General features: G+C 63.7%; 14 protein-coding genes. 7 read left to right on the forward strand and 7 right to left on the reverse strand.

Annotation, left to right across the window (positions count from 1 at the left end):
- Positions 1-54: 54 nt before the first annotated feature.
- The 7 genes from ABZ826_RS13810 to ABZ826_RS13840 all read right to left on the reverse strand — a co-directional run bounded on the left by ABZ826_RS13810 (position 55) and on the right by ABZ826_RS13840 (position 10,009).
- The gene (locus tag ABZ826_RS13810; protein WP_361446735.1) at positions 55-990 is read right to left on the reverse strand and encodes a DUF5655 domain-containing protein; all 936 of its coding nucleotides are present in this window, start codon (positions 988-990) and stop codon (positions 55-57) included.
- 211 nt (positions 991-1,201) lie between these two features.
- Positions 1,202-2,503, reverse strand: coding sequence for a DNA sulfur modification protein DndB (locus ABZ826_RS13815; RefSeq protein ID WP_361446737.1), 1,302 nt, complete (start codon positions 2,501-2,503; stop codon positions 1,202-1,204).
- Between the two features lie 27 nt (positions 2,504-2,530).
- Positions 2,531-3,046, reverse strand: a complete 516-nt coding sequence (locus ABZ826_RS13820; protein ID WP_361446739.1) for a hypothetical protein — start codon at positions 3,044-3,046, stop codon at positions 2,531-2,533.
- A 233-nt stretch (positions 3,047-3,279) separates the two neighbouring features.
- Entirely contained in the window at positions 3,280-4,116 is an 837-nt protein-coding gene (locus ABZ826_RS13825; protein ID WP_361446741.1) for a phosphoadenosine phosphosulfate reductase family protein, read from the reverse strand.
- Between the two features lie 2 nt (positions 4,117-4,118).
- Positions 4,119-7,688 carry an ATP-binding protein gene (locus ABZ826_RS13830; protein ID WP_361446743.1) on the reverse strand — a complete coding sequence of 1,190 codons (3,570 nt, stop codon included), beginning with the start codon at positions 7,686-7,688 and terminating at the stop codon, positions 4,119-4,121.
- On the reverse strand, positions 7,685-8,782 hold the full coding sequence (locus ABZ826_RS13835) for a DUF4007 family protein (protein WP_361446745.1): 1,098 nt from the start codon (positions 8,780-8,782) through the stop codon (positions 7,685-7,687). The genes ABZ826_RS13830 and ABZ826_RS13835 overlap by 4 nt, the downstream gene beginning before the upstream one ends.
- Before the next feature lie 57 nt (positions 8,783-8,839).
- Entirely contained in the window at positions 8,840-10,009 is a 1,170-nt protein-coding gene (locus ABZ826_RS13840) for a cysteine desulfurase family protein (protein ID WP_361446747.1), read from the reverse strand.
- Positions 10,010-10,463: 454 nt separating this feature from the next.
- On the opposite strand from ABZ826_RS13840, the gene ABZ826_RS13845 reads away from it, so the two are divergent.
- The 7 genes from ABZ826_RS13845 to ABZ826_RS13875 all read left to right on the forward strand — a co-directional run.
- On the forward strand, positions 10,464-12,083 hold the full coding sequence (locus tag ABZ826_RS13845; protein ID WP_361446749.1) for a DEAD/DEAH box helicase family protein: 1,620 nt from the start codon (positions 10,464-10,466) through the stop codon (positions 12,081-12,083).
- On the forward strand, positions 12,080-13,948 hold the full coding sequence (locus ABZ826_RS13850) for an ATP-binding protein (protein ID WP_361446751.1): 1,869 nt from the start codon (positions 12,080-12,082) through the stop codon (positions 13,946-13,948). Before ABZ826_RS13845 ends, ABZ826_RS13850 begins: the two co-directional genes overlap by 4 nt.
- Positions 13,945-14,856, forward strand: a complete 912-nt coding sequence (locus ABZ826_RS13855; RefSeq protein ID WP_361446753.1) for a phospholipase D family protein — start codon at positions 13,945-13,947, stop codon at positions 14,854-14,856. Before ABZ826_RS13850 ends, ABZ826_RS13855 begins: the two co-directional genes overlap by 4 nt.
- Before the next feature lie 167 nt (positions 14,857-15,023).
- Positions 15,024-15,668 carry a hypothetical protein gene (locus ABZ826_RS13860; RefSeq protein ID WP_361446755.1) on the forward strand — a complete coding sequence of 215 codons (645 nt, stop codon included), beginning with the start codon at positions 15,024-15,026 and terminating at the stop codon, positions 15,666-15,668.
- Between the two features lie 416 nt (positions 15,669-16,084).
- Positions 16,085-16,888: a phosphoadenosine phosphosulfate reductase gene (locus ABZ826_RS13865; RefSeq protein ID WP_361446757.1), complete on the forward strand. Its 804-nt coding sequence runs from the start codon at positions 16,085-16,087 to the stop codon at positions 16,886-16,888.
- 508 nt (positions 16,889-17,396) lie between these two features.
- Positions 17,397-18,890, forward strand: a complete 1,494-nt coding sequence (locus ABZ826_RS13870; RefSeq protein WP_361446759.1) for a hypothetical protein — start codon at positions 17,397-17,399, stop codon at positions 18,888-18,890.
- 273 nt (positions 18,891-19,163) lie between these two features.
- Positions 19,164-21,517 (forward strand): AAA family ATPase (locus ABZ826_RS13875; RefSeq protein WP_361446761.1); only part of this gene is annotated, 2,354 nt, incomplete at its 3' end.

The raw sequence follows: 21,517 nt of genomic DNA on the forward strand, positions 1-21,517 counted from the left end.
GGGGTGTTCGGGTCATCGGCGTAGCGATGACCCGAACACCCCCTTCTCCTGGGATCAGTTTCCCCCGATGCTGCGCCGAACCAGGTCGCCGGCCCTTGCCAGATCCTTCTGGGACCGGACCCGCACCTCCAAGTCGCCGGTACCCAGAGACCCGATCCGTCGCACGTCACGAGTGAAGCCCTCGCACAGCTCGACCGTGTCCGGATCGACCGTGAGCCGTACCACGAGCGTGTGGCTCCGGGGCTGGAAGCGGACCGTGGCGACATTCTTGATCTTGCGGTAGACGATGTAGTGGAGCTGGAACTCCTTCTGTACATCGCCATGGCCGATCAGCATCGCGTCGAGGTCGGCGTACAGACCCCGCAGGGACTCGGGCGCACTCTCGAAGATCTGCCGCACGGACTTGACCGTTGAACCGCCGCCCGCAGGCAGGACCGACGGGGCACTCACGGCGCCGGCCTGGATCCGAGGCGGCGTCGAGGAGCCGGTCATGGAGGCGACGAGCTGTAGTGCCAGTAGCCCGCCCCCGAAGTCGCGATAGCTCACCAAGTCGATGCGGCGCCCGATCTCCTCCACAGCATTCACGTCGTGCACGGTGAAATCCCCCGCGATGCAGACCAGGCGGGGATTGGTCCAGTCGACCGAGCTGGCCACCTCGTCGCCCAGCCGCTTCTTCACCAGGCTCTCGAACTCGTGCCGGTGATCTCGCAGCCACGCCAGGTACGACAGAGCCTGCGTGATGACCGCTTTACCGTTCGAACGTTTGTACTCAATGATGACCGGGTTGCTGTTCTCGTCGAGGCCGAGTGAATCGATCCTCCCGCGGTGACGAGGGCCGGTGGCGTACTCCGAGGCCAGGAACCGGATCCCGAGCATGGCCTCCATGTTCGCCTCGATCAGCGTCTGCAGATGGCGCTCCAGCGCCACCGCCGAGCCGACGACCTCGACTGACCGGCCATCCACGACACGGAACAGTCTCAGATCGTTCACCGGTTTCCCCCGTTCACCCCAGCACCTTCTATCGAACAATCGCTTCGGGGTCGGGCAGTATTCCGGACGGGTGGGCGCTTCGTGATGTACTACAGATCACCGCCGCCCGGCGGATGCCCGTGGTGGAGGCCGTCGGTCAACCGCTGAGGCGAGATTCCCAGGTTGGCGATACGAGTGACGGTGAGGCCGTTCACTCGAGGCACTGATTGGTTCAGTCAGCCTCGATCGGAACAAGGGCAGTCAACGACTCCACCGGGACCGGGTACTTGGTCTTCATGAGGTCGGAGTAGGAACGAAGTGCCCTGCTGATTTGTACCTTTGTGCGGGGGGCGAGGTGGACGAGAAGCAGGTCGTAGAGCAGTTGGGTGTGGTCCTTGCCGCTGGCCATCTTGCCCTGCTGCTTCCCCTCAGGAGTCTCGATCCACATGGACGAGAAGGGCGCTGCTGACATCTTCCAGTCGAGGGCTGAGAGGCGCTTCATCAGCTCTTCCCACTCCAGTGTTTCCTGTTCCAGGATGTGTCGTACGGCCCGTGCAACTTGCACCTGGACCGCCGGGCGCATGAACGGGTGGCCTGCTCCATCTCGGCCCTTGGGCGCGCGTACATCCTTGGGGGCCTGGGCGGTGAGATAGCGCTGGCGCAGGTTCCCGCAGGCGTCAAGGAGATCCTGGATACGTGTCGCGAGGAGATCGTAGCTCTGGTCGAGGAGGTCGTCCGTGGCCCGTTGCGTCGACTGCTCCGCGGTGCACGGGAGGTCGAAGCCGATTTCCTTGACGACGTCATAGAGCACGCCGATCGTGCTCCAGGCGGGGCTAGTGGCTGTGATCGAGCGCTGGGCTAGGACCAGTTCCCCATCCTGGCCGACCTTGCTGAACACGAGGACGACCTTGTCCCGGCTCAGGAAGGGGTGATCATCGAGCAGGCGGCGGGTGAGAATGGCGAAGCTGTCGTCCTCGTCGAGCGCGATGTTCTCCTGCGCGTTGGTGCTCTTGGCGTTGCGGTTGATGTTGGTGAACAACCGCCTGGTGCGGCGACGCCCGTCCGGGGTGTCGAAGTGGGGTACGACGATGACGTTGATGTCTTCGCCGCCCAAGTCGGGGTCACGCTTGATCGCATCCTTGATCGCCTTGAGCCGGTGCTGACCGTCGAGGGCGAAGAACTGTTGCGTTCCATCGAAGGTGAGGACGCCGAAGTTGCGGTCGAGGCCGGCAAGAACTGCCTGGTTCGCATCGTCCGTGTCCATCGTTACTTCAAGGTAGTTGGGATCCCCGCCCCAGACCGCGATGATGATGGCTCCGAGGAAACGGTTCTCGTTGCTGAGCAGGTAGTCGGTGATCTGCGCCGTGCGGGTTCCGACGCCGCGCTGGATCATGGTGCCGAGGTCCTGGTTCCCCCCGAGTTCATGCGCGAAGTTGATCTCGCGCGCCACCTGCGCGTAGCTCATCAGGCAGGAGTAGTAGGTCCAGTTGCCCACCTGGGCCTTGAAGGCGGGGACGAAGGTCTTGGATGCCATGTCTTCCTCGATGTCGGGATGCTGAAGTCAGCTATCGCGCAGGGCCGGTTGGGGGATGCTGCTGAGCCGGCCACGCAGCTTCGGCCGGTTCTGGTTGTTGAGGGGCGGGTTGTACAAGTTGATCAGCCGGGCCTCTAGGTTCTTGATCTTGGCGCGGTCTTCAACTGTGGCGAACCAGAACTCCAGCGGGCGAAGGGCAAGGTAGTGCGTAAGTCGGCCGGCCCGGGTGGTTGGAGGCTCCTCGGTCCAGAGGTTCTCAGGGTTGCCTCGGAGGTGCTTCTTGTAGTCCTTGTACCTATTTCGGAGCGTGTTGCCACGTTGGCCTGATCCACCTGCCTGGCCTATGTAGAGAACCTGGTGGAAGCTGCTCCAGGAGTCGTCAGCCATCGCGAGCCTGATGGATGAGCGCCAGACGAACATGTAAAGCCCGGCCTCGTCAGGTAGTGCGCTGCCGAGGCTCTCGACCGCGAGGGCTTGTTCCCAGAGAGAGGCATGCTCCTCCAGGTCGTTCTGCAGGACCCTGTGGGCTGGGACATCGAGCATGGGAGCGATGCCGAGTCGGATGTCCAGCGAAGGGCCGGCTTCAGTGCGGTGGCGGATGACGGAGCGCTCGTGGGTGTCTGGTGTCGCCATTCCTCAAGGCACTCCGGCTGCAGCGGCGGTAGATGGAGGAACATCCTTACACGCGGCACTGACAGTCGGTGCGATGAGACGAAAATAGGCCCCGATAGTGATCAACCATCACTATCGGGGCCTACTAGGGAACTTGGGGTCAATCAGAGGTGGCAGACCGAGCAGCCGGCCTCGTCGTCGTCCGCATCCAAGGCGTCGGACAGGACCTCCAGCAGTGGCCGGTTCGGCTTCACACGCTTCGCGGCGCGATCGAGCGCATCCTGATGCTTTGCTTCGATGTCCTCCCTGCGCTCTATCAGCTGATGCAGTGACTCCCCCTGCGACCAGGTGTAGTCACGCCCCTGCATGGCGGTCCCTTGGTGCCGTATTTTTTCCTCATAGGCCACAGCCTTGTCGAACAGCTCGGGGTGACGATCCTTCAGCCCGACCCACTCGTGCTTGCGCTGGAAGAAACAGAAGTAGCAGCCGGAGCGGGTGCGCCACTCGTAGTAGCCCGGCAGACCGGTACCAGCCTCGTCGAGGATGCGACCGACGCCTTCGCGGTCGATGCCGTCCTCGCGGAAAGGAAAGACCGCGGTGATGTTGGGCTTGGTACTGACGTAGCCGAGCCTGTTCTCGTCCGCGCGGATGGCGACGTAGGAGATCACCTCGTCCTCGCCGACCCACTCTTCCAGCGGCTTGATCTTCAGGTTTTTGGTGCACCAGCGCATCTGGGGGCTCGGCAGCGTGCCTTGGTAAACCTCCAACCAGTGGTCGAAGTCCCGGTCCGTGTTCAGCCTTGTGATGGGCTTGCCGACCGCTGCCTCAAGCTTGTTGAGGTACTCGTAGGTCTCCGGCAGTTCGGCCCCGGTGTCGCAGAAGAAGTACTCCATCTCCGGCACTCGGTCACGCATATAGATCGCCAATGCGGAGGAGTCTTTGCCGCCGGACAGGCCTAGGACGTGCCGGACCCTCTTCTTGGGAGTGGTGTCGTCGGTCATGGTCACTCCGTCCTCTCGACTGCGGTGTTGGTAGCGGGCTCGGTTACGCGCTGGGCGAGGGCGGCAAGCAGAATGCGGGCGCCGTCCGGACCGAGCATGTTCCTAGCTTGCTCCAGGACACTGACAGCGAGACTTTCGGCCTCCTGCCGGGACTGCTCCGGGACGTAGATCAGCGTCCGCTGTTCGACGCCGTCGTTGTCCGTCAGAGTGAGCAGCCGCGCTTGGAGGTTCTCGGCCTGATCGGTGCTCTGTTCGCGGCTCTCGTACAGGTGGCTGACCCGGTCGAGTGCGGCAGCCATCTCCTTGACGCGTCGGGAGAAGACGGCCGCATCGCTGTCGGACCAGTCGCCGAGGGCTGAGTTCGACAGCCGAACGATCAGTGGATCGAGCCAGTCATCGTCCGACAGATACTCGTTGAGTGCGATGGAGACGAAGCCCCGCAATTCCAGGCTCAGGGAGACGCCGGCGAAGCCCTTGAGCCGTGCCGCAAGCTCATGGCGGAGCTTCGGCAGCGAGGAGGGGACGCGGAACTCACGGCTGATGGTCTCGACGACCTCGGCACGCAGTGCTTTCTCCGCTCCGGAGAGTTCCTCCGCTGCGGCAGCGAGCCGTTCGGCATAACCCTTGTTGCCGCTGCTGCTGATCCGGGCCTCAGGGCCGATCGGATCGAGCCCCAAGGCCTGCGGCAACGTGTGGAAGAGCAAGTCGTCCGGGTCCTGAGCTGTGAGCAGGACGGTTCGGACAGCGATGGCGTCCTGGCTGATGCGTTTGGTGCGGCGGGCGTAGGGGGTCAGGGCCATCACCCGCTCCAACAGCGCTCGGGTCACCGCGAGCAATGCTGGATTGCGGAGGGCCTGAGACCGCGGGGAGTCCACCTTCAGCGAAAGTGACAGGTTCTTTACGACACTCTGGCGCAGGCCGTCTCCGAGCGGCGTGGACTTCACGGAGAAGCGCTTTGGAGCCTTGAGCATGCGCTCGACGATGTCGGGCGTAAGACGGGGTAGGTATGTGCCCTCCTCGAACAGCGCTACGTCCTGGCTGCGCAGGATCAGTGCAGTGACCACCAACAGTGGCACGGCGCCGGCCTTGACGCCGTAGGGCGGCACCATCAGAGCGCGGAAGACCTCGTCGAGATTGGTGCGCTTGTTCGCTGCTGTGAGTGACGCCTCCAAGGCCTCCCAGACCGCGAGGGTGTGCGGGTGAGAGTGGCCAGGACGGGAGAAGCCGTAAGGGAACAAGGAGGTGGAGGAGTCGTCGGCGGGGGTGCCCGTGTTCTCCCGGTGCAGGCCCATGTATTCCAGGGCCCCGCTGTACATGGCACGCTCTGCTGGATGCTTGGCGATGCCGAGATACCGTTCACCGGACTTCAGCAGCATCGCGGTGAGTAGTTCGCGGCGAGCCTTCGCGCCCTGGCTGGTGAGTTCGTGGCGGCCGAGCATCTCATTGCGGATGTGCGGGGTGGCTGAGAAGACCCGGTCGCAGGCGATCGAGGCCAGGCCGCTGAGGCTGCGGCCCTCGATCATTTCACCTTCGTTGTCGTCGGCGGAGATCCCCGAGCGCCACAGTCGCCAGGTCGCACGCTGGGTTTGTGGGTAGAAGGCCGCGTCGAGGAGTTCCAGCAGTTCGCGTTTGGCCCCTGTCGTGCGCTCCCTAATCTCACGCAGTGCCACCGGGTCCAAGGACTTGTCGAGCAGTAGTTCTTGGAGGGCTACGAGATAGGTCGCGGCGCTTACGACGAGTTCCGGTTCCTCCGTGACGCCGAGGACCACTGGCAGCGAGGACTTGACCACGGGCCGGTCCTCGGTCGTGCCGAGGTGGAAGACGAGGAGCCCGTCAGCATGGTCGTTGAGTTCGTCCGGGCCCTTGACCGTCTTGGTTGCAGGGCCGGTGACACAGGTGAACAGAGCGCGCATCATGCCGGTGACCTGGCTGTGACGACCGGCGGTAAGAGCCTGCGGCAGGTACTCGCCGAGCCGTTGGATGACGTACGTGCTGTCGAGATGGTTGGTGATGTCCTTAAGCCGGCCGTCGATGTCGACGTCCGTGCCGAGCCATGCCCTGTACTCGCCATTGAACTTTCGGTGCACCAGGAAGCCCCGGTCGACCAGGCTCTGCAACTGCTCCTCAAGGGCGGTGAAAGCCTCTGCGTCCGCCCCGTCGGACGGCTCATGCAGCGCAAAGTAGATCATGGCGGCAGTGGCTCGCAGAGCACCGTCCGAGTCGATCAGATTCAGCATGCCAATGGTGCGCAGCAGGTTCTGATCGGCCGTGGACAAGCCATTGGCCTCTGTGACCCTGGCCTCGATCTCGATCCAGCGGCCTGCGTTGGTAGAGGCCAGGAGGGAAGTACGACCGGAGTCGAGGAAGAAGTCGTACAGCTGCGGCAGCTGGATGGTGCTGGCCCGCCGCGGTTCGGCGAGCGAGAACAGGTCCAGCGAGCGGCGGACCGTGTTGGGCTCGTCGCTGTTGAGGAAGTTTGTCAGGCTGCGGTCGTGCTGGCCGATCTGAGCCGCGAGGAGAGGGGCCGCGACCGCGGTCAGCGGGTGCAGCGGGTACAGGTCCGCAAAGTCCCGTGCCTTGAGGTCAACGACGGTGTTGAGGCCGTGATCTTTCCAGGCTTCCTCGGCAGCCTCGGCCTGGGCCTGGATCAGCTTCTGGCCGGACTCGGGAGCAGCGGACTGGTCGAGCCGACGGCGCATCAGCTGGACGGCGTCGCCAATGTGCGGGGTGAAGGTGATGTCCTCGAACCGGCCCTGGATCTTCGCCCACTCGCGGGTCTGCAGCTCGCTGGAGCGGGCGGCGTAGTCCATGAACGACATGTGCTGCAGCGTCATCATGAACAGCGGCAGCCCCTGATCGCCGGCGCTCTTCTCGGCGAGTTCCTGCAACAGGAACAGGTCGTCCTTGGTGCTGGCGAACTCGCTGTGTCCGGCAAGGTGCTCAAGGGTCTTGCCGAACTCGTCGATGACCAGCAGCAGCGGCTGCAGTGAGCACAGGGCCCCGACGGCGTTCAGGATGTCCTGCGGCGACGTCGTTGCCGGGTCGGTGCAGGCGGCAAGGGCTGCACTGACTGCCTTGGGCGGGCGGGTCTTCCAGCGGCGTTGCGCAGCGGTGTGGAGAGCCCGGGACAGCGTCGCGACGAGCGGCTCGCGGCGGGCTGTGGCGACGGCGCCGAGAAAGCCGGCCGGGGCGAGCTGCTCGCGGCCGGCGGGTAGACGCTTGGCGAGGCTGGGGCTGGTGGCGCCGAGCAGGGACTCCGCTTCGGCCCGGCGGACCTTGTCATGGCCGAGGAGTGCATCGATGAGGTTGGTCAGGGTGGACTTGCCGGAACCGTAGGGTCCGGTGAAGGACCAGGACCGGGGACGGCGCAAATTACCGAGGGAGCTTGCGACGCGTTCGAGTACGTCGACTGCACGCGCGCCGATGTAGAGCGAGTTCAGCTCGGTCTGGACGTCACGTTCCAGATTGGTCGAGCGCATCTGAGAGCCGACCAAGGTGATGCCGGTCGGGAACTGCGGGCCACCGGGGTTCTTGCCGGCGGCGTTGCGCCGCGTGGGGGTCGCGGTGGTCACACGTTCTCCTCAGTCAGGGCGAGCTGCGGCTCGACGGCGTCCTGGTTCTTCAGCTCGCGCTTTTCGGCGTCCGCGAGCTTGGGATACTTGCGAGCCCACTCCTCGCGGGTGGGGAACCCCGGCCGTGAGCGGACCTTGTCGTACTGATCGTCCAGGACGTCCCAGGCCAGCTCGAACGGATCAGAGGAGAACGCGAGGCTGCGCTGTCCGATTGCTTCGATGATCTGAAGGCTCGGATGGTCACCGGAGACTTTCTCCAGGGCGGCGGCGATATCCGGTTCGCGGATACGGAACGCACGGCCGGGACCCCCGTGTTCGTTGGCGAGGCGAGCGAGCGAGATGGAGCCAGCGCCGCGGGTCGTGCGGGCCGCGTAATCCAGGCAGGCGTACGCCACGATCCGAGCCGGCAAGGAGGTGCGAACGCCGGTGGTGAACTGCCATTCCATCTTGCCCCGCTGTCCAACCTGCTCCAGTAGCCCGAGTTCACGGAAAGGGCAGGCGAGCAAGTCCTCAAGCGCGCCTGGGGCACCGATCTTCCCTCGGGGCGCGGGGGCGTACATCTTGGTGATGCAGTCGACGTCCTTGGCGATGGAGGCCTCCACCGGCCCTTCACGGAAGGACAAGTTGACGTGACGCACGATCAGCTGCGTCAAATCCTCCGCCGTGAACCGGGAGAACGGCGCGATGTGGAAAGCGACATACCAAGCCGGAGCCCAGCTCTTGGCACCCGGCCGGGAGCAGAGAAGCCACCAGTGCAGCAACCACAGGCTGCCGGGTTCCTCCAGATAGGGGTCGGCTCCGTCCTCGTCGAGCAGCCACCGAGCCTCCCACGTCGGGTACGACAACATGGCGCGCGAATTGGTGTCGTCGCCGTAGTACTCACGGGTGAGCTTGAACGCCCGGGACCAGTACCGCATGGAATAGACCATGTTCTTGCCGACGCCGAGCTGCACCGGAGCGTCATCCGCGAGGAACGTCTCCGGGTTGTCCTTCACCTGCATGTACGCCTTGTGGAGCCACCCAAAGCGCGGCGCGAATGTCTCATGGCGCGCGAAGGAGGAGTGGGCGGCTTCCGCGAGCCGAGTGTCTGACATGCGGGATCTCTCCGTGTCCGTTCAGGTTTCGGTGGGTTTCAAGGCTGATGCGTGAAATCAGATCGGGATCGACAGGAGTTTTCGCACCTTCCGCACGGCCCGGACGATGGAGGCAACAGCCCGATCGACATCGCGCTCCGTGGTGGCGTACCCAAGGGACAACCGCACCGTGGAGTCCGCTTCTTCCCGACTGCGCCCCATACCCAGGAGCACATGGCTGGGAGTTGGTGCTCCGGCAGCGCACGCGCTCCCCTCGGAGGCCGCCACGTCCGGCATGGCAGCGAGCACCGCATCAGCCGGCGCGCCGTGGAACGTGATGCTGGTAACCCCAGGAAGCCGCTGACCGATCGCGCCGTTGATCCGGCAATCGTCGACCTGCTCAACAAGCGTGCATTCCAGAAAGTCACGCAACTGTACGATTCGATCCCCGTCACTGATCAAGTCGCGGCGGGAGGCTTCTGCCGCTGCTCCTGCACCCGCGATACCGGCGACATTCAGAGTCCCGGCCCGCCAGCCGCGCTCTTGTCCGCCGCCGAAGATCAGTGGGCGGTACGGCAGGGCAATGCCACGGCGAACAAACAGCGCACCGACGCCCTGCGGCCCCCCGAACTTGTGAGCTGACAGCGACAGCAGATCCACATCGCTCGCCAGTAGGTCAATCGGCAACCGGCCGACCATCTGAGTCGCGTCAGTATGGACCAGGGCGCCGGCCGCATGGGCAGCTTTGACGATCGGGGCGAGGTCCGTCAGGACGCCTGTTTCGTTGTTGGCGGCCATCAACGAAACGATCGCTACGCTACTTGCGGTCAGCGCGAGGTGAAGGCCGTCCAGATCCACCAGGCCGTCTTCGTCGACCGACAGCAGCACGAGCGACTCGGGGGCGTCGCTTGTCAGGGCCCTAGCGGTCTCCAGCACTGCGGGGTGTTCGACCGTGCTCGTCACGAGAGCCCCGCCCGCGCTGTACGCCGCACGTAGGGCGAGATTGTTCGCCTCGGTGGCCCCAGAGGTGAAGACGATCTCTCCGGGAGAGCAGTTGAGTAGATTGGCTACCTGACGACGGGCCACATCGACACGCAGTGCCGCATCGCGACCCGAGCGGTGTGTGCTTGAGGCGTTACCCACGGTGCGCATGGCGTCAAGAGTGGCCGCAACGGCCTCGGGGCGTGTCGGTGCGGTCGCGTTGTAGTCCAGGTATGCCAGATCTGAATCAAGATCCTGTTCTGTCATGCTCCACCCCGCCTTGCGACGCTCTGTTCGCTGAGCTGGCGGAAGTCGTCGCCCGGTGCGACTGCTTCCACCAGTAGTACACCGAGATCCTAGCCGGGCGAGGATGTAGGCGTGGTAACCGGTCGGGTTTGTGCAGTTCGATGCCCGTGTTGCGCCCGCTCTTGAGAACTAATGTTCGCATGGGTGAGGGCTGATGCCTACAGCTGAAGTGGGCGCTGGGAAATCGGAGTTGAGTTCTCCGATGGCCAGATCGCCTCGGCTGATGAGTGCTGGTGGTGGGGATTCCGCCGAGGGTCCTGCGAGTGTCAGTGGTCCCCACTAGGGTTTGCATGCAGGTCGTGGCGCACCTTGTGCGCGCTGTGATGTGACGCGCCGCACGTAGAGACAAGGGATCAAGGTTGCGATTCAGGGAAAAGTTGGGCGTTCGTCAGGCAGGCACGAGTCAGGGAACACCATGACCGGATCTCCAGGCATCGCGTTTCAGTCGCTCCTGGACGCAGCACCCGTGACCTACGTGAGGAGGCTGCTCGGTGAGCACGCCTGCGAGCTGCTCGATCTGCTTCACGCCGGGAAAGGGACCGAAGAGACTCTCCGCAAGGTAGCAGCCTCGGCCGTGTCGCCAGAACAGCTGATCAGTAACCCCGAAGAGCGAGCACAGCTCCTGCAATTGATGCCCGATGCCAAGCGGGCGGAACTCGCTGGCCGACTCGGCTTCGAAGATACAGATAAACCGGACAACCTCCTGGAGGGGCAGCCGTGGTCGCTTGAACAGCGCCGTACGCTTCTCGGCTTCCTCGGCCTGGTCGTCGACCGGGCGCCCGAGGCCCCCGTCTCCTTCCGCAGCAGCAGTCAGCCCGCCTACGCGATGTTCCCCCACCAACGGCTCGCTGCCAGCAAGGTCCGGCGCCTGCTGTACTCCGGGGAACGCCGGGCCGTGCTGCATCTACCGACCGGCGTCGGGAAGACCCGCACCGGCATGAACCTAATCTGCGACCACCTGCGACAGAGCGAGCCGACCGTCGTAGTCTGGCTGGCCCGTGGCCGAGAGCTTCTGGAACAGGCCGCAGTGGAATTCGAGCGGGCGTGGGGCGCCCTCGGTAACCGTGAAGCCACCGTCCTTCGGATGTGGGGCGATGCCCCCACCGATCTCGATGGCGTGACGGACGGGATCGTCGTGCTCGGTCTCGACAAGGCCAGCGCAGCCGCCAAGGCTGATCCGACCTTCCTGGACCGGCTCGCCGTGACTGCCACCCTCACGGTTTTCGACGAGGCCCATCAGGCCATCGCCCCCACCTACCGCAGGATTGTCGATTCACTCACGCTACGTAGCGACGCGAGCTTGATGGGGTTGACAGCCACCCCGGGCCGCACTTGGGCCAACATTTCCGAAGACGAGAAACTGTCCGATTTCTTCGCACGCCAGAAGGTGATGCTGGAGATCGACGGTTACGACAATCCTGTTACCGCCCTCATCGAGCAGGGGTACCTCGCACGGCCGGACTTCCGCACCGTGGCTGCTGACTCCGGCATGCAACTCAGCACGCTAGACAAGCAGGCACTGGCCGCATCCTTTGATATCCCCGAAGCTTTGATCGGGCGGCTCGCCAACAACGTGCAGTGGAATCTGCAGGTCGTACGCACCATCCTCGACCTTAGCCAGCATCACCGCCGGATCCTGCTGTTCGCCGCCTCGGTCGAACACAGCCGACTTCTGGTCGCCATCCTGTCCGTATTCGGACTCGACGCCGAACAGGTCTCCGCTGAATCCTCACCACGGCACCGCGACCGGGTCATCAACCGTTTCAAGGGCATCGGTACCCAGCCGATGGTCTTGTCTAACTACGGTGTGCTCACGACTGGATTCGACGCTCCGGCGGCGAGTGCTGCTGTAATTGCACGACCCACCCGCTCCCTGGTGCTCTACAGCCAGATGGTCGGGCGGGTCATCCGCGGCCCCAAAGCCGGCGGCACCTCGACTTGCGACGTAGTGACCGTTGTTGATCCCACACTCCCGGGCTTCGGAGACGTGGCAGACGCATTCACCAACTGGGAAGACGTGTGGAAGGCCCCATGACATCCAAGTATTCGATCGTGACGCCGGATCTTACGGTCAAAGCGCTGCAGGACAGCGGTTATAAGTCAACGGCGCATGCCATCGCCGAATTGATCGACAACGGCATCGAGGCCGGCGCCGACCTTGTCGAGCTGTTTGCCGTGGAGTCCATCGAACGGCCTGGACAGAGGGGTCGGCATCGCATCGAGAAGATCGCCGTTCTCGATAACGGAAGCGGTATGGACGAGGAGACGCTTCGGCACTCCCTCCGCATTGGTGCTGGTACCCGCCAGAGTCGCAAGGGCATAGGGCGCTTCGGTGTCGGACTGCCCAACTCCAGTATCTCACAGTGCGATCGAGTTGACGTTTGGTCATGGACGAACGGTCCTGACAACGCGCTCCACACCTATCTCGACCTCAAGGAAATTGCCCACGGTCTTGACGAGGTGCCCGAGCCCAAGCCCAATAGCCTCCCAGATGAGTGGCAGGCGCTGGCCGAGGGTCTCGGTCCCACCGGAACCCTCGTCCAGTGGAGCGAGCTAGAGCGGGTGCAGTGGCGGGGCGCCGAAACGACACTCAATAACACAGAGATTTTGATCGGGCGCATCTACCGGCGCCTGATCGCCAAGGGGACGCGCATCAAGCTCGTTCCCGCCCGAGGCTGGGCTCAGTTGCCGGGCATGAGGTACGCCAGGGCCAATGACCCGCTGTACCTTATGACCCCCAGCGCGACACCCGAACCCTTCGATGTGCGACCGATGTTCCGCGCCCGCGGAGGAGGAAACGTTGGCGAGATCGGCGTTGAACGGTTCCCGGTTCGGGCAGCAGATGGCAAGGAATATCCCGTTTTCGTCCGCTCTGCCATTGCGGTAGATGCCGCGCGCCGTCCTGACATCGAGGGCGAGGAGTGGCCCACAAATGTCTCGCCGGGCCTCAAGCCCGGCGACACGCCTTGGGGCAAGCACGCAAAAAGGAACCTTGGCATCTCGCTAATCCGCGCCGACCGGGAGCTTGATCTCGACGCGGGCTGGTGCAACCCCTCTAGCCCGGTTGAGCGTTGGTGGGGCATCGAAATCGACTTCCCGCCGGCCCTCGATGAGGTTTTTGGCGTTACTAACAACAAACAGGCGGCCACTACCTTCTCCAGCCTCGCGCACTTCGACTGGAAGGAAGAAGCGGCAGGATTGTCCTGGGAGGAGTTCCGCGAGCAGTTGCGTGACGAGGGTAACCCGCGACTTCCCCTAATCGAGATCGTCTACCACATTCGAGAAAAGCTGATCGGAAAGCTCCGGTCAGATCTGGATGTACAGACCCTCGGAACAGGTACAAGCCGTAAGCGGTACGAAGTAGTCGAAAGCAAGGTCGAAGAAGCAGTCAAGCGCCGCAGTCGTGAGACTCAGCCGAGTCTGACGGCCAAGCTCTCCGAAGAGATCACCCAGGAGGAGAGCAAGGAGCTGCAGTTCAAGAGCCTTGTGGAGACCCACCACTATGCGCCGGTGGACGCAAGGCGGATCATCGAAGACACCATGTCGCAAGGCAAGCACGTTCGCTTGCTCACTAGCCCGAATCCTGACTCTCCGTCGTTCTTCAACGTCGAGTACATCCCGGGCGTGCTGCAGGTTGCCCTGAACATGGACCATGCTGTCTACAGCGACTTGATCGCTGTGCTTGACTCCGACATCGAGGGTGCCACGCGAGAACAGCTTGCCGAGCGTCTCGCCAGCGCAGCCAGCGCCTTCAAGCTCCTGCTCTTTTCGTGGGCACGCTTTGAGGACGAGCAGCCGGAGCTTCCTCGCAAGCGCGCCAAACAGATGCGTCAGGACTGGGGTCGGATCGCCAGTGAGTTCCTCGGTGCCAGTGACGCAGACGACGAGGACGGAGAGTGACGGAGGACCACGTTTGGCGGCAGATCGAGCAGATGCTCGCCTGCGCGAGTCAGAGAGTCATCCTGGTCGCCCCGTTTATCAAGAAGGACGTGTTCAAGGCGACCCTCGCTGCTATCCCTAGTCACGTACACAACATTCGCTGCGTCACCCGCTGGTCGGTCGCCGAAGTCGCCGCTGGTGTCTCGGATCCGGAAATCGCGGACCTTGCAGCGGCGGACGGACGTGCTTCCATTGCTTTGTGTCATGACTTGCACGCCAAGCTCTACGTTGCTGACGATGTGTGCCTGATTGGGTCAGCGAACCTCACTGGTAAAGCCACAGGCCGTGCTCCTGTCCCGAACATCGAGCTGTTGATCGAAACCAGTGCGGGGCACCCAGAAGTGCAGCGAGTGCTCCGAGCTATCGAGGGCATGGAGGTTCCCGGGACGGTAGACCTTGCGCACCAGATCAGGGAGCAGGCGAACCTCTTCCAAGCCGACGAGGAGGCTCCACGCGTGCTCATCGCTGGTCACGATGAACGCCCGATCCGATGGTTGCCGGAGACCAGAAACCCGACGAGACTCTACGGTGTGTACAACGGACGACACGGCAAGGTCGGTCCTGATGTACTCGCCGGGATCCTTCGGGATCTCGCGACCCTCGACGTAGCCCCAGGCTTGGGCGAGCAGGCGTTCGGCAAAGCTGTCCTGTCCCGGCTCCGGGCCATTCCCGAAGTGCAGCGACTCGTTGAAGCGGGCCGTCTCAGCATGGACGATGTCCAGCGCGAGTTGATGGGCAGCGTCGGTTGCACGGAGGAGCAGGCCCGCAGGGCCACAGAAACAATTGCCGAGTGGCTCCGCTACTTCGACGAGGTCCACCTCGTGCCCATCGGCCCATGGGAGATACGGCAGGGCCGAGAGATCACGTGACGCAGCCTGTACCTAGTGCGATGTGCCGTAGGCGTCCAGGAGGCGCTACTGCCAGACCTCGGCGGGGCTGGCCAACGCTGTACGCCGGCAGCGCTATCTTTAAGCCCACCTAGCTCGCTGGAGCCGGGACTGCCTTGGTTGCCGCGACTATTGAGGGGGTGCAAGGTATGGCTGGGGCGCGCACCCCATACCTGCTCGGCCATACCGAGATCGCGGCGCTCTTCGGCGTCAAGCGGCAGACCTCGCAACTCTGGCGCACCGACGGGACCCTCCCAGAGCCAGATCTCCTTGCCTCCGGGAATCCGTATTGGTTGCTCAGCACCGTCCTGCGCCTTGACGGACACTCAGGCCGGGCGGCAGCTAGCGACCGGTTGCGGGCTTACCGAGAAAGTCAGTCTGGCGGGTACGAGGTTGATGACAAGTCGCACCTACCCACGATCCTGGGCATCAAGGAGGTCGCTGAGGTCTGCCACGTCGATGTGCAGACCATCTCTCGTTGGCGAAATCGGAAGACCATCGCCGAGCCTGACCTTTTACTGTCGGGATCCCCTCTCTGGCTCCTGGAAACGGTCCTGAACGACGCTGTCCGTCGCGGACGCGATGTCAATGCAGATGACGTCGATCGAGTCAGAGCCGGGGACCGTGCACCACAAAGACCGCGCGGCCGTAAGACGGCGCCTTCGTCGTCGCCGCCGAACAAGCCGTTGCCCCTGTCGCAGACCTTCCAGCCAGGTGAAGAGGCGGAAGCTGCGCGGTTTGTATCCCAGGTGCTCGCGGAGGGGCTGTCCGTAGTGATCCGGCCCAAGCGCTGAGGTTAACCAGGTCTTCGAACTTGAGCGGTGCGCCCCTGTTGGTCGACGTCCGCCCGCAGGGCCCTCGTAAGCCGGGGATGTGATGCTCCCGCGGAAACTGTCACATTCTCGCGGCTCACCAGTCGGCGCCCGGCGTCCGGCGTCCGCGCACCGCTCAACTTCGAATACCCGGTTAGCCGCTCCCGTCCGGTGCTCGGCGTCCATCAGGGCCACACCTTTTTCTGTGTTGCGGTAGGCGCTTCAGCCATCATGAGAGTAACACTTGACTTCCAGATCTAAGTCAATAGAGTCTCTCGTACTTCGATCAAGCGCCCCCCAGGAGTCTCCTTGCCATGCCCCAATGCCAACACCCGTCTGACCGATCACCCGTTGCCTCTGCCTCCGATGGAGAGGGTCCGAAGCGGGGACGCCGGAACTTGAGGGTCATCTCATTCGGGGGCGGCGTTCAGTCGACGGCCCTCCTCGTCCTCGCTGCCCAAGGGCACATCGACTACTCGACTTTCCTGTTCGCCAACGTCGGGGACGATAGCGAGCACCCTTCGACCCTGGCGTACATCCGTGATGTCGCAGTGCCATACGCCGCAGGCGCCGGCCTCGACCTCCAGCAGCTGCATCGGCACCGGCGAGATGGCGCCATGGAGACCCTCTGGCAGCGGCTCAACCGTCCGGATACCCGCTCGATCCCCATTCCCGTGCGCATGGCCAATGGGGCACCGGGCCGTAGGTCCTGTACAGCCGATTTCAAGATCAAGGTCATCGGGCGGTGGCTTCGGGAACACGGAGCCACCGTGCAGGATCCAGCGACTGTCGGCATCGGGATCTCACTCGACGAGATTCATCGCGCCAACAGACGTAGAAAAGAGCCACACGAGGCGATCGAGTACCCACTGCTCGATCTCGGTCTGCGCAGATCCGACTGCGAGCACATAATTGCGGAAGCCGGGCTTCCCGTCCCGCCCAAGAGTGCCTGCTTCTTCTGTCCGTTTCGGACCGTCGAAGCCTGGAAGCAGCAGCGCAGGAATGAACCGGAGCTGTTTGCCAAGTCAGTCCAGCTCGAAGCGACCTTGAACGTGCGCCGCGAGGCCATCGGCAGGGACGCGGCCTACCTCACCCGCTTCGGCTTGCCTCTCGCGGACGCTATACCGGCCGATCAAGCTGAATCGTGGCCCGATGATGAAGACGGCGGCGGTGGTTGCGATTCAGGCTGGTGCATGACCTGAGTGGCTGCGCATGACATGTGGCCGTGCGCCGATCGTACGGCCACTTAACTCTCGAAGCCTGTCAGGCTAGGACCAATGGCGTTCGGCCGGACCTCAGCCGGTTGAGGAGCTCAAGCAGCTGGCCGCGGTTGAGCGTTGCCGTGCTGGCCGGGAAGCCAACTCTGCTTGGCGCAGCGGCCACGCGGTACCGGAGAGGCCACCCGGCAGCAGGGGGCTCAGAGGTTGACCGAGAAGACCCCTTTTCAGTCGACGCGCCAGTTCATCCAGCCGCCACATCACCTCGACTGGAGCAAAATCTTCGGGCATCGAACTGTGGCCGGGGGCGCACCCCGGTGCACAGTCTGATCGGTTCCTCTTCCGAAGGTAAGGCGAAGCGTCATCCTGCGGCGCTATGCCTGGTAATTGAACTGCCTGGGCGTCTACGAGCTGATCCTGCGCTGGTTCCCCACCAGCCCAGTCCGGTCGATCGCACCCTCCGCGCTCCTCATGGTCGATATGGTCATTGACCATGAGGAGTTGGCAGGTTTCCCAGTCGGGGAGCGAACGCGTGTGGAGCCCGCGGCCGTCGGTGAGTCCTGATGTCACCCAGGATGCGGTGATCGTCGTTCCTGGAATCATGGGCAGTGAACTACGAGACACCGAGACGGGAAACCTGCTGTGGGGGCTGGACGTCCGGGTGCTGGAACGGGCATGGCGGCGTGGGGACGGCCTGCAGGGTCTCCATGCCACGGAAGAGGAGCTGGAGGGCGGAACCGGCAGAGTGTCCGCCACTCGCCTGCTGACTCGGCCTGCCTGGGCCCCCTTCCTGCGGGGAATCGAGCCCTACTCGGACTTGCTGGGGACCATCACGGAGGCTGCTGCTGCCCCGGAAGCGGTGCTGGCTTTCCCGTATGACTGGCGCTTGCCAGTCGAGCACAACGGGGCGTTGCTGGCGACAGCCGCCCGAAAGCACCTTCTGCAGTGGTGCCTCCAAGTCGAGGCAAGCGCCAATCTTCGGGCTCTATGCGAGGACCGTCCCCCGCGCCTCGTTTTTGTGGCGCACTCGATGGGCGGTCTGCTTACACGCGCGGCCTTGGCCCGCGAGCCCGACCTCATCCCTGATACTCGCGCGGTCATCAGCCTGGGCACGCCCTTCCTCGGTGCCGCCCAGGCCGTGGCCATCCTCAACGGCGACCGAGCCAATCCCTTGCCGGCTCTCCCGCCTCGACGGATGCAGGCACTGGCGGCCACGTTGCCGGGCGTGCATGACCTGCTGCCCGACTATCGTTGCCTCGACGAAGGATTGGAGATCGCGCGGCTCTCGCCCGAGATCGTAGAAGCGATCGGAGGCAGTAAGGAACTGGCGGCCCGTGCGCTGGAGTTCCAGGAGCGCATGCGCACGACTGCCCCGGGACTGCCTGGGCACCGGGCTGTGATCGGCATCGCCCAGCCCACGGTCCAGAGCCTGCGTATTGAGAACGGTATCGTCCATGCCCAGTACGAAGCCTTCCGGGCGCACGGCGACGGAATGCTGAGGCGGGACGCCGACGGTGTGCCGATCCGGCAAGACAGAACAGGCGACGGCACCGTCTACCGCGACGCGGCATCGACCAGCACGCCCAGCTCCGCGACCTATCTGCCAGTCCAGCACGGAGCCCTGGCCAAGAACAGCACAGCACTCCGCTACGTCCACGCAGTGCTGACCGAGCACGACGAACACCTCGGGGCCCCAATGGGCAGTGGCGATCTGGGCTTGATCCTCCCCGAGGAGGGAGTGATGGCCGAGCAACCATGGATGCTGCGGGTAACCGGTCGACCATCACCAGCGGGGGTGACCTGTCGCGTCGAGGACGTCACGACAGGCAGGTCGATCGCTCGACCGCAACTATCGGGCCGCGACGGCGAACTGGCCGCCCAGATCACTCTGTCGGACACAGGCCTGTACCGTGTGCGCCTGGACGGAGGCGGCAGCGCCCCGGTGACCCAGCTGGTCCTGGCCCTCGCGCCAGAGGACTTGGGCTGAGGCCGCCTGATGCCGACACCCCCTCCGCTGGAGTTTTTCCCCGTCGACATCAGCGACTACAGATACCACCAGCCCTTGCATACAGCTGAGGAAGTCGAGGCTGTCACTGCGGCCCTCGCCGCCTTTGCGCCCTGTCCGCGCCCTTGGAAAGTTATCGGGAGCGAACGCACCGCTGACGCTGTTCAGGAACGTCTGAGTGAATGGGCCACCCCATCCAGCAATGGCAACACCTTCCTATACTGGATTAGCCATGGCGAGAGCGATGGCGAGGACATGGCCCTCCTCGCCCACGCCGGCAGTCCGCACCCGCTTATCCACAGCGGCATCTCACCGGATGATTTCCTCAGGTACCTGACGGCTCGGCAGAACCACCCGGATGCAGAAGGCACATGGGCCATCGTGGTCATCGATGCCTGCAAGTCAGGCCGCTTTGTTGAACTCCTCAGCGCCCGTGCGTTCCTGAAGAGCAACGGTCCGCGCAACTTTCTGCTCGTGTCGACTTCCGAGGACGGGGCCGCGAACCTTGGTGTCTTCCGCCACGCCTTGGAGACTGTCCTCGGTACTACTTTCGCGGCAGACAGCACCATTGATCTACGGGCTCTCGGCGATGAACTTCAACGGAACCTCCGCGGTTGCCCGGTCGTGCCCCACACTAAAATGGGACGAGCTCTGCTCCATAGGATTGTCCCTGCAGCGGCCGGAGCAGTCACCACAACGCTCGACGTGCTCGCCGAGATCCAGGCGGTCATCGACCAGCTGCCGCCAGACGAGCAACGTCACTTCATCCCCAAAGCAACGGGTGCTGAACTTGGCGAACTCGCCTGGTACTTCGAGGGGCGCGAAGAGGAGCGCGACACCATCCTGCGTTGGCTTGACACCGGTGCCGACGGAATGTTGGTGGTCACTGGCACCGCAGGTTCAGGTAAGTCCGCGCTTTTGGGGCACATCCTGCTCCACACCCGTCCCAAGCTTAGGAGCATCCTCCTCCGCACCGGCCACCTCCAACCGCTTCCATCGGGCGTCCCCTGCCCCAGCGATCCTTTCGACGCTGTCATCCACTTATCCGGTGCCACTCCCCAAGAACTGATCGCACGCCTCGCGCTCGCTGCTCAGCTCAGGGAGATACCGCGTGATCTGCTCCTGAATGAGCAGATCGAGTGGCTTCTCGACGGGCTAGCACAACGCGCGCTGCCCTTCGGGGTTTTGCTGGACGCGCTCGACGAGGCCCATGCGCCGCTGGTGATCGCCGACCAGATCGTCCGTCGTCTCGCCGAAGTCCCTGGCACGCGAGTTGTAATCGGTACGCGCCGTTCCACCAAGGAAGGGCCCGATCTCCCGCCGCAAGTGGACAGGGACCTCCTTGACGCCCTCGACATGAACGGCGCGGACTCCGACCTCGCAAAGTCGGTAGTGAGCGTCAACCGCGATTCACTAGCGATGGTCCGCTACGTCCGCCGCAAGCTGGAGACGGCAGAGAAACTCGGCAGGCTCACGGCGTCATCCCAACAGATCGCAATGGCAGCGTCCGAACTCGGTGACAGTGGCCGGGAATTCCTCTATGCCCGCTTGGCTGTGCACGAGGTTATCCATGACTCGGACCTCCTCGACGACTTGACATCCCTGCGCAACAGCAGCCACAGACAACTCTTTGCTCGCGCGGCACAGAGGCTCTCGACGCGTAACCCAGCCTTTCGACCCCTGCTCCATGCCTTGGCGCTCGCGCAAGGACGTGGGTTGCCACTCCGGGACGGAATCTGGGCGACGGTCGCCGCTGTTGTGGCCCCTATGGGTGCGACGATCAACGACGAGGTAATTCATGACCTGACCGCAGATGCTGCGCCCTATCTCATGCTCGACGCCGAGGCTGGGCAGACCGTCTACCGGCTCGCCCACCGAACCTTTATCGAGCACTTCAACTCAACTGGAGAGAAGCATGAGCACCTCCACCAACAGATCACGGAAGCCCTGACCGTCGATGGTGATTTTCGCCTGCCCAAAGCAGAGCTCAACCCCTATGTCATCTATCATCTACCCGCCCACGCGGCTCAAGGACAACTTCCGGCATGGGAATATCTCGCACAACACACCCGTGTGCTGGACCGCCTTGATTCCACTAGCATCACCAGCCAGGTCATGACTCACGCCTTCGGACGCATTACCCTCCCGCCAGCCATCGCCGGGGCGGTGGCCTCGCAGCATATGGCCGTCACGAACAGCCAAGGCGATCGCCGTGGCCTCCGAGAAGTCGCCACCGCACAAACCACCGGATCTTTCGACCGGTCCCACGGTGAGCCGGACGACACCCTTCCCACCTGGTCAGTCACCTGGGCTCGGCTCAACACCAACCCTTTGCACCTGACTCTGCGTGGTCACACTCGTGGGGTGCGTGCGGTGGTGGCGTTCCTCATGCCGGACGGCCGTACCTTGCTTGCTGCCGGCGGCGACGATGGTGCGGTGCGGATCTGGGATCCTCTGACTGGCACTGCTTTCGGTGAACCGTTGCGTGGTCACATCGGTGGGGTGTTTGCGGTGGTGGCGTTTCCCGCGCCCGCGCCCGATGGACGCACTCTGCTCGCTACCGGCGGCAACGACGGGATGGTGCGGATCTGGGATCCGGTGACTGGTGC

This window comes from Streptomyces sp. NPDC047515, from assembly GCF_040643055.1.
Lineage (GTDB): Bacteria > Actinomycetota > Actinomycetes > Streptomycetales > Streptomycetaceae > Streptomyces.